13 protein-coding genes are annotated in these 13930 nt (G+C 47.4%); all 13 read right to left on the bottom strand.

The features are described 5' to 3' along the window. Positions 1 to 691 precede the first annotated feature (691 nt). Positions 692 to 1195, bottom strand: coding sequence for a hypothetical protein (locus C1N60_RS23285; RefSeq protein ID WP_394522069.1), 504 nt, complete (start codon positions 1193 to 1195; stop codon positions 692 to 694). Position 1196: 1 nt separating this feature from the next. Beyond that, positions 1197 to 1553: a hypothetical protein gene (locus tag C1N60_RS23280; RefSeq protein ID WP_394522068.1), complete on the bottom strand. Its 357-nt coding sequence runs from the start codon at positions 1551 to 1553 to the stop codon at positions 1197 to 1199. 100 nt (positions 1554 to 1653) lie between these two features. Beyond that, positions 1654 to 1932, bottom strand: coding sequence for a hypothetical protein (locus C1N60_RS23275; protein ID WP_394522067.1), 279 nt, complete (start codon positions 1930 to 1932; stop codon positions 1654 to 1656). 101 nt (positions 1933 to 2033) lie between these two features. Next, positions 2034 to 5825, bottom strand: coding sequence for a conjugal transfer protein TraG N-terminal domain-containing protein (locus tag C1N60_RS23270; protein ID WP_394522066.1), 3792 nt, complete (start codon positions 5823 to 5825; stop codon positions 2034 to 2036). Further along, the gene (locus tag C1N60_RS23265) at positions 5822 to 7207 is read right to left on the bottom strand and encodes a conjugal transfer protein TraH (protein ID WP_394522065.1); all 1386 of its coding nucleotides are present in this window, start codon (positions 7205 to 7207) and stop codon (positions 5822 to 5824) included. The genes C1N60_RS23270 and C1N60_RS23265 overlap by 4 nt, the downstream gene beginning before the upstream one ends. After that, positions 7204 to 7686: a conjugal transfer protein TraF gene (gene traF, locus C1N60_RS23260; RefSeq protein WP_394522064.1), complete on the bottom strand. Its 483-nt coding sequence runs from the start codon at positions 7684 to 7686 to the stop codon at positions 7204 to 7206. The genes C1N60_RS23265 and traF overlap by 4 nt, the downstream gene beginning before the upstream one ends. Continuing rightward, positions 7683 to 8531: a conjugal transfer protein TraF gene (locus C1N60_RS23255; RefSeq protein WP_394522063.1), complete on the bottom strand. Its 849-nt coding sequence runs from the start codon at positions 8529 to 8531 to the stop codon at positions 7683 to 7685. The genes traF and C1N60_RS23255 overlap by 4 nt, the downstream gene beginning before the upstream one ends. A gap of 48 nt (positions 8532 to 8579) precedes the next feature. Beyond that, complete coding sequence (locus C1N60_RS23250; protein ID WP_394522062.1) at positions 8580 to 9044, bottom strand: S26 family signal peptidase; 465 nt, start codon at positions 9042 to 9044, stop codon at positions 8580 to 8582. After that, complete coding sequence (locus C1N60_RS23245; protein ID WP_394522061.1) at positions 9044 to 9784, bottom strand: type-F conjugative transfer system pilin assembly protein TrbC; 741 nt, start codon at positions 9782 to 9784, stop codon at positions 9044 to 9046. Before C1N60_RS23245 ends, C1N60_RS23250 begins: the two co-directional genes overlap by 1 nt. Then, complete coding sequence (locus C1N60_RS23240; protein ID WP_394522060.1) at positions 9781 to 10041, bottom strand: hypothetical protein; 261 nt, start codon at positions 10039 to 10041, stop codon at positions 9781 to 9783. Before C1N60_RS23240 ends, C1N60_RS23245 begins: the two co-directional genes overlap by 4 nt. Before the next feature lie 2 nt (positions 10042 to 10043). Beyond that, the gene (locus C1N60_RS23235; protein WP_394522059.1) at positions 10044 to 10445 is read right to left on the bottom strand and encodes a hypothetical protein; all 402 of its coding nucleotides are present in this window, start codon (positions 10443 to 10445) and stop codon (positions 10044 to 10046) included. A 150-nt stretch (positions 10446 to 10595) separates the two neighbouring features. After that, on the bottom strand, positions 10596 to 12185 hold the full coding sequence (locus C1N60_RS23230) for a TraU family protein (RefSeq protein ID WP_394522058.1): 1590 nt from the start codon (positions 12183 to 12185) through the stop codon (positions 10596 to 10598). 137 nt (positions 12186 to 12322) lie between these two features. After that, complete coding sequence (traN, locus tag C1N60_RS23225; protein ID WP_394522091.1) at positions 12323 to 12700, bottom strand: conjugal transfer protein TraN; 378 nt, start codon at positions 12698 to 12700, stop codon at positions 12323 to 12325. Positions 12701 to 13930 lie beyond the last annotated feature (1230 nt).

Here is a 13930-nt window from a genome sequence, read left to right as displayed (position 1 = left end):
GATCACATCATACGATAAAGGTTATCGCCTGTCAGTTTGTCCAGAAAACCGCTACAACGGTACTCAGAGTTTCGACGGGTGGTTTCCCCGCTTCTATACGCGTCCTCAGTCTGCCAAGTCTGCCCTCACCCGTTTCCTTGGTGAGTCTTTAGTATGGGTAGATTTGTAAAAAAGTAAATTACTTTGACATGATTACGTAGTGCAGAACATCTGCCTTAAGGGATTAAATCGGGGATGGCCGGGACAACGGTACAGTTTATAAACCCCGGTAAGGGAAAGATGTGCTGCCCCGGCCACGTTCATTTTGTCCATAGTATCTTGCACATGTCCATTTTTTATTGCTGTGCCGGTTGGCCGCAGAGCAAGCAAAGGATTATGCGGTCTGTTCGCTATAACTTTAATTTCAATTAGTAAACTATTTTATGTTGGATATTTCTTGAAATTTGCCTGCCATCTTTTACAGGCGTCATTTAGTTGTATACTCAGTAATGAGTAATAACTAATGGAGGTTTTATGAAAGAAGCAATGATGAATGATCCTATCATGTTCTGGCAGTCAGTCGCTGTATTGACCGTTCTTGTAGTTCTAACTATCAGAAATGCAGTAGTACCACGTTCAAAAAAATAATTTAAGTTTGCGCAAAGTTTAATTGAGTTTTAAAGAAAAGCCCCTCGATGAGGGGCTTTTTTCATTACTGTCCTGATACCGGGACTGCTGTTGCGGAAGAATACTGAGCTTCAGGTTCGTTAAGATACTGCCTTATGCCTTCAACTATTTCCGAGTCATCATCGACATGTGCAAAGATAAGACAACCTACCCCTACCCCTGCCATTATTGCTCCTTTGCGATCATCATCTTTGCCAGACAAGATGATTGCGGCAAACGGTAAGCGTGTTTTCTTATCTATCAACACGGCTTCAGCGACAAGGCGATGCATTTCTTGCTGGAAATTGGCGTTTTTACTGAGTCCTGGTGAGTAAACGAGAGAACTAAATGGCTGCTGTGTGCAAACATAAAACTGGTCTGAGAAATGTTTATAACAAATTTCTCCCAGCTTTAGGCTATTGGCTTGCTTAAGTAGCGGCTGAATATCTTGAGGCTTTCTCATCAATTTCTTGGGCCTGTAGATACTGAGATAGTAAAACAGGGCAGCCAATAAGATCCCGCCAATTAGATTAACTTCAAATTGTGTCATATCACCCTCTGCAAAAAGTTTTTTTGTCAGTTACAAGAATATTTCTGCTCTCGTTCATTCCTACAATACGTCCCGATTTAAGCTTTGAATACAGAGTCTCAAACTCAGACGTCGAGGCTATACGTTTCAGGTTTTCAATCGTTGCCGTAGAGCGACAAACATTTGAAAAGGTCATATCAGCTTGCATGTATGCAGCATGACGGGAGCCGTCAAAGCCACTGCTTTCCTGAATGAACTTGCCCTTATCCATGCCTGCTGTTAATTGCTGGGGAATGTTTACCGTGACTGCATAGCTTTGTTGTAATGCAGCCATGACCGTTAATAACAGAGCAGAAGCCGTTTTCTTTAGCATATTCATAATAACACCTATGATACTAATATGTATCATTGAGGGATAAAAAAAAGCCAAACCTTAACGGTCTGGCTCGTCAATTGTTGCGCATGCGCAACGGCATATGCTACCCGCGATGATAGTGACCGCCGTCCATCGCTTCACTTCTCGCGTTCATATGCGCAACATTCTGTCCAATGAAGTGCGCCGGTTGTCCGTTCACCAAAGTTTCGGCGGTAAGAGGATCTGCAAAGTTTGCCGGTTTACCATTGCGGCTTGCAATACCATTCAGTTGGGATAGCGCGTTTCCAGAGGCCCAGCTTTTAGCAACTACTCGTGCACTTCTCCGGGTTTTTCGCCACAGAAAAGCAATATCAGTCATTAATTTCGTCAGCCATTTTTTCATTATTCTGTCCTTTTTTTAGCCATATCTTATTTTTAGCATGAATCTATCCAGGTAGCAAATAATACTGTGTTTTTAAACAGCCCGTCCTTGGGCATGAGGTATTATTTCGGGGCTTTTGGGTTATCCTTGGCTGAATTAGCAATAGGAATACCGGCTGAAGCTGTACCGGTATTTACTGGCGGATGTGCGCCCGTATCATCGTGACTGCTTGCCTCGGGTGACTCGCCCTCGCCTGCATCTGCCTTTCTGACCCGTACTATTGTCTGTACATTAGGCGGCGTATAATCTGGTGCCCGTGGTTCGCTGGTTGATGAATTTGCCTTTTCCTGATTAACCTGCTCAGTGACTTGTTCTGACGCCGTTCTTACCGCCCCGTTCTGTTGCTGTCGCCATAGATACTCCTGTGGTGAAATCATTTGCGTTTCTCCCTTTTCATTTGTAGGGATAACGGGTGCGGTTGGTCTGTCATTCATACCGTTCTTTTCATTCCACGTTTCATTGAATTTATTCTGACGAGTAGAAAGACCGGACTCCATCGAATCAGAATTTGCAGTTCGTAAATTCTGACCGTAATAATTTGCAAATTCGCGGGCTGTATAATCGTCCACATAGTTCTGTTTAGCATCACCGTGAAGACCCAGTTTATTAGCCTCACGCAGCCCTGCCGCCTGCATTGCCTGAGCCTCGTTCAGATAAGCACCGTACATAGCATTTGTTCTCTCGGTGTCTGTGTCAGTATGGGACGCATTTGCCCCCGCGCTGGCACCCAGCAAACCACCTGCTACACCTTTACCGGCGTTAACACCGCCCGAAATGCTTGTTGAAGTATTGCCTTCATTCGATGCAGAGCGAATTGAAGCCATATTTCGCGCAGCCTCATTCGCCAGGACTTCCGGTGCAGATCCCGGACGATTAGCGTTACTTTGCTTAATCAGCCCCAGCACACTCTGTGGATCTTGGAGCACCGTGCGGCCACTGTTGTCACCGCCCGTATCAATCCCTTTATTAACTGAATAGCTGCTGTCGTCTTTAGTTGAGTTATCTCTGGATATACTGTGGCCGCTGTGAACCGAACCGGTGGAAGAAAGTTCACCTTTCGGATTCCGTGCAAGAGCCAGGTCCACTTTTGCCGCGCCTCCATCCGGTACGCTTGCAGCCTGACGCGCGTCAATAAGACCACTTTTATTGAGCGATTCTGCCTGCGCAGCGTTAACGGCAAGATGCACACCAGAACCAGCTTCTGCCGCTGCAAGTTGCTGATCGCCTCCGAGTGGTTTACTGAGTTCATCGAACTGATTCTGCCCCGCAATACCGCGTTCCGTACTAATTTCCCCACCACGCTCAAAGTGCTGTGTTGCTTCAACCCCGTTTGCTGAAAGCGCTTTCTGTTCACCGATGTTCTGCGAACGATGCTTGGTAGCGTCATACGCTGCCGTGTCTTCAACGGCTTTACCGTCTCCGTCGTGTGCTCTGAGGGCACCGGCAGTCTGTGCGCCATTCGCATCGGACAAATCTCGACGTGCCTCGCCTTCAGTTTTATGAGCCACCCCGTTTTCGTCCCGCTGTTGCAGGGTATTCACTAACTCTGCCTGGCGCTGCATATCAACCGCATGCTGTTTTGTCTGCTCGGTCTGCATTGCAGCGATACCGCTCTCAATACCGCCGTTACCGCCAAATGCATTATGCAACGAATCAGCATGGCCTTTGCTTTCTGCACTGCCTGTACTTGCAACGTAGCTTTCGCGGGACTGTACATTTGCGAGACTGCCACCGGCTGCATCGAGAATGCCTTGTGAATGCCCCAGGTCAGATGACTGATTGACGCTGGTTTTCTTGGCAGTCATATCAGTAACCGATAGACCAGCCGCATTCGCTGCCTGCTGCGTACCTGCGGATGTACCGATTTCAGTCTGACGTTCCGTACCATGAACCTGTTTTTGCTGTTTATGTAGATTTGCGAGGGTGCCGCCTGCGTTAGCTATGTTGGATTGTGCATCAGCGGTCTGCATAACGCCTGACGCAGCACCCGTCACCCTTGCCTGCTCACCCACACTGAGGTTAGCTGCACCTGCTGATTCAATTTGACCAAGAGCGTTACCTGCTTCGTGCTGTGCACTGGTTTTTGATGCAACAGCCGCGCTTTCAGCACCCGACATGTTTGGCAGGGCTGTTTCGTACCCGCTAACCTCGCCAACCTGTCTGCCTCCCTGCACTTGCCCTATTCTTTGTGCTGCGGTTTCAACACTGCCGTTACCCAAGCCCTGAATCTGGGCACTGGAAGCGCTTATATCTTTCATCTGTCCAAGCATGCTGGTATTGGACATGGCATCAATACCTGCTGTGTTAAGGACTTGCTGAGTTGCCATGCCGCCGCTGATATCATTGATTAAGTGGCCGCGTCCCTCTGGCGTCAGCGTTTTGTCACCAACTTCATTACTGATACGGTCAAGGTTAGACAGGGCACGTTGACCAAAAGCACTCAGGCCAAAGGCACTGACTCCAAATATACCCGCAACAAGAGTGGCAATTTGTACGGCGCTTGTACGCGCAGACCCCATAACAGACATTGCTTTCATTGCAGCCGTAGGCGCAAGCTGCATTGAGTCGATCCCCAATCCATAATTCTTAACTTCGTTCATTACAGTCAGGATTTCGTCTGTGCTGGCCTGCAAAAGCATAACGTCAGCAATCTGCCAGGTCGTGATAAAGACCCAAAGACCGAATAGAAGGGTCAGCGCCTTTGCCATCAGAGGGGTGAAAACCAGTAAAAGCAGCATCGGAGTGATAGCGAGGATAATAGCCAGCACAGCGGCCATTATCGTAGACATCCACTCCGGGTTAGTCATGGCATCCGCTAACCCGCTGTTCATCATTGAGCGATTAGCCACCATTGAAGCTGCAACTTCAGGATTGTTTTCGATAAGTGCATCGGTGATACCTTGCGATACCAGAACGTTGCTCATAATGCTGTTAAGCGAGAGAGAGCTAGATCCGAAAATGGTCTGAATCGAGCTTTCAAGTCGGTTCTTACAATCGACGTACTGAGCGCTGTCAGAGACAGCGTATCCGCTTTTCACACAGATATCCCTCAGTCGTGCATCATAGGCTGCGGGACTACCCAATGCGCCTTTGAGGGAGGTATACGACTGATCACACGTTACCGTTGCGCCACCGGGATTTGAACTGCTGTACCATACCGTGTAAGCCGCCTGATTTCGTAACGGACTGAGTGCCGTCACTACGTCCAGAGCATTAGCTCCCGATTTAACGGTGCGCGGATCAAAACCTCGGGACTCTGCAATAGGTTCACATTGCCGCCAGAGTGCTTTTACGTTGTCGGTAAGATATGAGTCAAACGGCGCTCCATTGCGTGAAACTACGTTCATAAGCATTTTTACGGCCATACCCTCACCCGTAAAACGGGTAGTGGAAGCCGTGTCCCGATTAGAGAAATCTACGAATGCCTGGTAAACAGAGTTAGTCAGTCTCGCAGTTACGGTAAGAAAGTCAGGAATACCGCTGACGGCCTGATACTGATTTCGGGATTGGTCATAAATGTGGACTGTACCTTTAGGCTGTACCAGCCCGACATAGAACAGGGTTCCCATGACGGCCATTGCAAGCCATCCCATCCCCATCTGTGCTTTGCCGGTTTCAAGATACTCGATCCCGCTTTTGGCGCTTTTGGTAAGCAAAGCTGCGGCAATACCCATGAAAATAAAAGCTGATATCAGCATCGTATACTGATTGTCATTGAAGATAAGCTTTAGCCGGACAAAAGCATTCACGACAGTTTCAAATCCGCCCATGACAACATAGTCAGTGTCAAAGGCGAATGCAGCGGGGCTTAGCCCCGCCAGAACGGTAAACAGCAGTAGATTCTTTTTAATCATTTCAGGTTTGCTCCCGCCCAATCGCGACCGCGCTGCCGCTCATCTTTTTCAAATGACTGACTGAAGTCTTTATTCAGCATGTAGGATTGCAGGCGGCTGTTATAAGCCTGCTCAACCTTACCGCTGGCATCGCGCGCCTGCTTGATAAGGTCATCAAACTTGGCTACAGCCGGTTTGAATAAGTCCATACGGCATGGCTTCGAACCGGCATTCGGATCGGAAAGAGGCATTGAAACCATTTCATTCACCTTATCGAAGGTGTTTTGTGTATTGCGGTAAAGGTCGGTGAAAATGAAATACGTGTAATTAAGGCCAACAAGCTCTGACAGAGTGCCAAGCATTACGTCGCTTTCGCCGCGCACGACTGCCTCTTTAAGGATGGAATAGACGGGCATATTGGTATTCTTGATAAATGCCTGGTCATCTGTTGATAACGGCTGCGATGCCTTGATGTGGTCCACGATGCTTTGCATTTTCTGATACACAACCGTGCGAACCGGGCGGGAGCCAGAAGGTACACATTGTTTATCTTGCGTTTTAATGTAAACGCGACCGTTAAGCATATCGTCCAGGCTGTATTTCTGGTTCTGAGGGCATGCAGTTACGGTTACGGCCATAGGGATCTTGTTGTTTGATTTAGCGTCAATCCAGACGTCACCAAGGTAGCCTCGGATAGTGTCAGCGTAATCCCCCATCCCAACTTTATCAGCGGCGCGTTGCACGATTGAACCATTACGCATGAGGTCGCGGAAATCAGCAGGACAACCGGCAATCATTTCATTCAGGTTCGCAATTGGGTTGTCGTTGTTCGCTTTAATTTTGCTTGTTGTATCAGACCACATGCGATCAGCAGCTTCATTCAGGTTTTTTGTGCCGGTCATTTCGGTCCAAAGCCCCTTCAGCGCTTCTGGATCTTGATCGACCATAGCCGTTGCGATTGGCTTAGCCATAGCACACTCATTAAGCTGAATGCCGTTAAGAAAGTTAGTTATTTGCTCTATCTTCCCAAGCGTATCAGCACATTCCTTGCACATAGTTTTCAACGCCATATCGAAAGCAACGTATGGAGCCGCCTGCATGGCGCGTTGCGCCTTTTCGACGAGATAATCCGGGTCAAGGAAAGAGTACCCTCCCAAAAAGCCGTCAATGCCGCCGCAACCGACTGATAATCGAGGTGGTGAGATTGTTACGGGATAGTCTGTGCTGCTCGTCGTTCGAGCGGTAAATCCGCCCATCGTGTAGTAGCCTCGCTTCTGTGATTCAAAACTGCTCGGAGAGTCATATACAGCATTATCGAACCATTTATCCGCCCAATTCGCAGCCAGGCATGGTAATGAACTGACAGCCAGCGTTGCGGTAAATAACAGTTTTGCCAGGTTCATTGTTGCTCTCCGCTATAGGATGTTGATTGCCCCTGCATTACAAGGCTGTTGAGTTCTTGTGCCGGAGCTTCACCGTTAAGGACTCGGGTAATCCCGTAAATGCTGTTAACAAGCGCTCCAGCATCTGCAAACCCATAAGAAACGGGCTGCCAAGAGCGCGAGTCCATATCGTGTTTGATGAGTACAATGGTTGGAGTGTTTGTAACGTTAAATTTGGTGCGCACTTCGGGCTGACGACGAATATCGACTTCTTTTACGTACCATCCCGTGCGCTGACTGAACGCAGAGATAATCGGTTGTTCTTTCGCACAATACGGGCACCCTTCCTGGACGAAATAAAGCAGGGCATAGCGATTGTTCTGACTTGCCAGCCTATCCAGCACGGACGCAATAGGCTTCATCGGTAAAGAGGCTAAAGCCGGTAGTGCTGCACCCAGGCCAATGACTCCGGCAACAAACTGACGGCGAGATATAATCATGGTGTGACATCCTGTGCTGGATTATTGATTTGTTTGAGGGGGTCAAAGAAACCACCCTGCTGTTTTTCACTAGTAAAGAACTGGCGGGGATCTGTTTCTCCGTTAAGCAGGCGTGTCATGTTGTAAACGCTGGTTCGGAGGTTATCGAGCGAGTCAACGCCTACTGACACCGGCATCCATTTATCAGGCACATTCTTCTTAATAAGCACTGTCACAGGCGCACGGTCGATCTTGAATTTGGCTCGGGCTTCGGGGTGAGCTTTAATATCAATCTGCTTGATATACCATCCTGTTTCGCGCTGAAAGTTTTCTAAAATGTGTGACTGCTGAGTGCATAAGCCGCAGTCAGGCTCCGTGAAATAGAAAAGTGCATAAGCATTCGCGTTACGGGACAGGTTTGCGCCAATCGATGCTTCACGTTCGCGCTTTTTCTCCGCTGTACCCGGATTGGTGATTGGATAATCCTGCGCCGCGTTGTATTGCGGATTTTCAAGCATCACGTAGCCGGTAAGGTTGGTATAAGCTGCCGCTTTGCGGCGGGCTGCATCCTGAACTTTGTAGTAATCGAGTACAGCATCAGGTGTAAGCTTAAACACGGCATAATCACGCGTTTCATCAAGTAACGCCTGTATATCTTTTGGATGCATTTTAAAAAGCGCGTCTGAAGACGGAACCACCGGGCGTGGATGTTTCTCTTCTTCTTTTACTTCATCAGGCTTCTTAGGTGTTTCGTACCAGAACAAGCCATGTTTAGGTGTGCTCTGCTCTCCATTCTGCCCGACACTCGCTTGCGCTGAGCTACATAGCAGCATCACCATTACGAAGCTGAGTTGTTTTAATTTCATTGTCATCACCTGTTGGTCAGAGCGTGAAAAGTTGCGCATGCGCAATCATCAGAAAATCGGCGTCAGCCGCTCGGCTTTGCTGATATCCATGAATCCCCAGTACCGGCTGTCATAGCTCTTGTCGGTATCACCTACGGCAAAGGCTTTCCCTTTAGGAATTAGTCCGGTGAATGAGAAAACAGGCAGGGCCGTTCCAGTCGAGTCCTGAACCGCAGCAATTGCTATTTCATCGCCATCACAATAAAACTGACGGTTTAGCTTGCTCAGGTACTGCCCTTCGATGCAGCCCAGACGTTTAACCAGGTGCGTTTCACCTTCAGGCAGATAGGGATCGTTATGCTCAAACATCACGTATTCGTTCTGCGCTGAAGGAATGCCGCCAGACCGCCAGAGCACCCTGTATTTAATGCTGTGGGTAGCAGGGATAAGAATGTGATTCATTGTGAATGAACCAATGCCCATACAGATGAGTAGCACGGCGACACTGAGTGATTTTCTGTCTTCCGTTTTCATCAGGCTTTTTCCAGTTTTTTAATCAATGCCTGAACTTTCTCGTCAGGATTAAGCTGATTCATGCGATTCAGCATGCCCTTAAGCGAGGCGTCACCATAAATAACGGAGGAAGCGCGGTTAATGTTTTCCAAGCCATCGCAATAGCTTTGAATATGCATATTTGGCTGATAGATAAGGGCAGGAACTTGATTTATGCCATATACGCGGAAAATAACCGGATCAATCAGCATTTGAGTAGCCCACATTTTGCAATTCGCTCCTTCACAAGTGGGATCAGCACGAAGCGCATCATGGGTCAATTTCATAGTCGCGCCTATTTTACTGATACCACCCACCGACCCCCGCAGTACCATTACGCCATTTACTTTAGCGAGGTCGCGAGCGTAATTACGTAGTGTCTGAATAGGCATGCTACTGGATACAAACAATACAACCTGATCTGATACAAGCTCAGGTCCTTTTTCTGAATCGCTATTTTCGTCTAAACCGGCTGTTTTATAGACTTGCGATTTGAGTGCGTTTTGTTTTTGTCGAAAATCAGTGCTGTTCGAATAATCAGAAATTTTCCTGGCCATATCTTCTGCATGCTGAACATCGAAGTCTTTCAGTTTTTCGCCTTGGCTTTTCACCGCATCTTGAGCAGATTTCATCATTTCAGGAGTGATAGAAATACTGTTCCCTGCTGCGTATACGCCAAAGGAAGCAACCAGAGCTAACGAAATAATAATCCTGTTGTTCATGGCATTTTATTCCACTTCAGGTTGACGATAGTATGAGATAGCCATAAAGAATTGATGAGGCTATACGTGAATGATATTTTCATGCTGTCTACGTCCACGCCAAAAAACTTATTTATCGGTTGAAAAAGATCAGTCAGGCAAATAAAGCACATAGTTGAAAGAAACAATGCCATTGCCAGTAAAATCATGACGGCGAACTTCAAAGCCGTCATGACGACTTTTCCACCTTTGTCATTGGCTAATTCTGTTTTTTTCATTCTCATTTTTTCCCGAACTTGAGATTTGCTGAATTAATGAAAAGGATCGGAGACAGAACGCCGAATAGTCCCGAAAAAGAAATTGCTTCTCTGAAGCTTTCTGGCGTCCACTCTATCTGTGAATAAAGCACGAAAGCTTTAAGCAGAAACCATACTGCCATAATAACCAGAGGTGCCAGAACTCCAGCGATGGAGGCCAACGCTGCATGCTTTTTATCCCGACCAGCCCACAGGCAGAAGACAAGCAGCACTGATAAAAGAAAGTGGAATCTAATAAAAATAAAGTCAGCAGGGAGTAATGATGATCTCATAGCAAGGGAAATGACCATTAGAAAAGCATAATAGAACATGACAGGGTAAATAATTACACCCGTGTTATTTATCGCTTTAAGTAATTTGCACATATCTGTAATTCTCTTTCAGGAGTCGTTGACTCAATCAAAATTCATCTTTTAAAAAGGAAATCGTCATAGACAAGGAGATGTGTCAATACGATAGTTTTTCAAAATGAATAAAGGTTTCATGTTTTCCTTTTGTTGCGCATGCGCAACTTCTTAGCCCTGATAGCGAATGCAGCAATCTTTCTTTTCAAACATCATCCACATGAAGTTATCTTTGCGCGGATTGTGTTTCATGCTGTCCCAGAGCAAGCCTTCACGCCCAATGGGGACACACGCTGATGCACGGGTCGGGCGCATCATCTGAAGCTTGAAGCGGTCCTTACGCCAGATAGGTGCGAGTTCGCGGTAACACCCGTCTTCAGAGGTATTCCATAGCAGGCCCAGCCTTCCCATCATGAAAATGGTTCGCGCAGCGATACCGGCATTGGCTTCTACGTAGTCTGTGCTCGTAATGGCACCGGAAAGCGGGTATGCATTGCCCCATGACCCCATACACCAGAACAGGAGATTATTTGGCATGCCATAGGTCGCCAGTGCTGCATCAGCAGAACAGGTGATGGTTGAGATTGGATTAGCAAACAGTACCGCTTCAGGATTAATGATCAGGCTCAGAACGTCGTTATTCCACTGCGGCAAAATCTCCGTCATCATCGCAACGTCATACCCTTCATCATCCAGACAGGGAATGTCATAGAACATATTCAAGATTTTCCACGCTGGGAAAATGTAGTAATGGGCTTGCTGGAAGGCGCGCTTTGAAGTGTTGTTTTCGTTGAGGCCACCTGACAATGTGCCGGGAACCGGAGTGTTCAGCGCAACTCCCAACGGCATCATGCAGTAAGGATCACTGACGGTGTCGATAATGCGTTTCGGCTCCCAAAATGAGGTTCGCAGGCCAAGCGTTGCGATGGTGCCGCCTTTACAGATGCATATGGGGCTATTAGTAGAAGAAGGGTTTTCTTCACCATTTACGATCTGAACACCGGCTATACGCATAGGAAAAATGCAACTCCAGCCAATATCGGTGACAGGATTTATAAACTGACTATTACACTCTGCATGCGCGGGGGTGATCAGGGAGTTAAACATCGAGGTTAAGAGCGTATCCCCCGCGCCCCTAACATCGCTTCCCAGCGAACGAAGCAATGCGGTAGACCGTAATTTCTGAGGATTCCAAGCAAACTCCTGAATAACCAGGCGAGCGCCTTCCTGATGGACAATCGAAGGGGTTACACGAATATCGAGACGCTTTCTGACTGAATCGTCCAGGATAAACGCTGTGCGGCCTATTGCCTTACCTTTGGTGATAACGTCGCCGTGGGTAAAGAGAATCATGTCTGTGTCTGTGACGTGATCCTTCAGCCAGTCTTCCTGTCCCGGAGAAATAACTACGATGCGTTGAGGCAGCTTGACGTATGTCAGAGGATTAAAAGTGTACCCTTTCGGATAGAGTATGCGCCCTTCTTTATCCGGTACGTCCACGGTGGAAGTGTAAAACGGGATAAACGTTCGTGTGCTATCCTGCTGGGCTGTAGGAAGGCGAACACCTTTAAACGCAGCCCAGTCGTCGCGGTTTTTGTTTAGCTCTTTTTCCCAATTGACGCTGGCTACGCGGTTTTGAACTTCAGTCAGTGCATCTGGCTCATCAATTGAATAAACCTGCCCGATCACGTCTTGAGAGGCGCTTACGCTGCTACTTACGCTTAGGAGTAATGCAGCTATGCGAACATTAAACTTGGTCATTATCAATCCATCCTGTGATACATATTAGTATCATAAGGTAAAATTGATTTAGTTGATAGGCGAGTTTTTAATTAATGATATCAGTGGGAGGATTTGCATAAATCAAGCGCCCGTCAGGACGGGCGCTTGAATGTTTCTTAGTTGGTTTTATCGTAAAAACTTTGCGTTATGGTCGTCACATTTTGCTGTATCTCAGCGGTGGCCGCATGCACCATCGTTTGAACATACTCATCGAGATTGATTTTGCTGAAATCAAGATTCTGAAATTCTTCAGGGGTAAAACCGCGACATTCAGGAGCTTGAGGTGAACCCCAGCCGTTAAATGTTTTAAGTTGTGGTCTGCCCTGCTCCTGGATAATTCGGGCCAGTATGCTGTTGTAGCAACAATATGTTTTTGCTTTCTGGACGCACCCTATCAGTGGAACTTTCTTCTTACAATATGTGCCTACTTCGTGGCACATGCCGGAATCAGCCTCCATTGCGGTCTCCATAGACATCTGATCACAGGCTTTCATCAGATACTGCATAACAAAGTGGACGGCTATAGCAATGGCTATTGTGGCAGGGTTCATAGATGCCATCATGGCATTTACGAATGCGTCTGCGGCCATTGAGGAGGCAACAGCCACGTCTGCCGTTGCCTGCATAGCTACAGAATAATAAAGATAGGCTTCCTGTGCGGCTGCATAGACGTCCTTAACCATACTTGCTGCCTGAAGCACGGTTGTATAAGGTCCGGCATCGTCTGAGTACACCTTGCCTTCGCTTTTGCAGCAGTTTTTGAAAGCTGTGCTTACACCTGCAAGCTTACAGTCAGCACCACGACCATTGAAGATAAGAACCTGATCGAGACAGACTCCCTCCTCGTTCTTTTTGCCGTCATCAACAAGCTGAGTCCCATCAACGTTACCCTCATCAAAGGGTTTATTCTGAGTCAGATCAACACAGGTTGCATTGCCAAGAGGACAAACAATCGACTGCTCGGTTTTTGAACAGATATTGTTTTGTAGCGAATAACCGGTAGGGCATGAAATAGTTTCCGGTGTCATGCTGACGAAAACGCATGATCCGTTAACGTAGTTATAGTTTGGAGGGCAGACCATTACCGCATCTTGAGTCACGTCCTGGGTACATTGTTCACCTGAAGGCGTCCAGCCGGGTTCGCAGTATTTATTCACGTAAGGAACCAGCCAGCCATTCTGGATAAACCGATCCATAGCCGGGTCGCATGAGGGCCAATAGCCGTTCATAAGATCACATCGGTTTTTTTTGTTCATCAGCTCAGTCCAGCGTTCAGGAGTGTCAGCACAGAACGCCTGTCCTATATATTTTCTTGACGACCATGCGGTTCCCCAGTACATATGGCTCGGATCGCTACAGGTGTATGGGTCGGCACTGGTCGATGCCGGTTTGCTGTAATGGACCGTGCATTTCGTACCGTTTTGAGTGTAGCCAGAAGGGCAACTGAATGATGGCGGCGAGTTTTCCTGGCGGATACAAGTGCTTCCGTTCATTGTATATCCAGCAGGACAGGAGTGCGTTGGCCCTACGGTTAATATGTTAGTTCGGTTTAAACACGTAGCATATTCACCTTCGGTATCGAAACTGCCATCACCATTTTTGTCTATGCCACAGGCATAATTCGGGGCAGGAGTGTCTTGCGCGGCGCTCACTGGCACGTACACAAACACAGACAAGTACGTGCATATTAAAATTGCACTCAAGAGCCTTTTGATTAATTCCAT

The sequence above is a fragment of the Pantoea sp. SGAir0184 genome, from assembly GCF_043544755.1.
The sequence above is the reverse complement of the archived record's forward strand: the minus strand, read 5'-3'. Positions and strand labels throughout refer to the sequence as shown.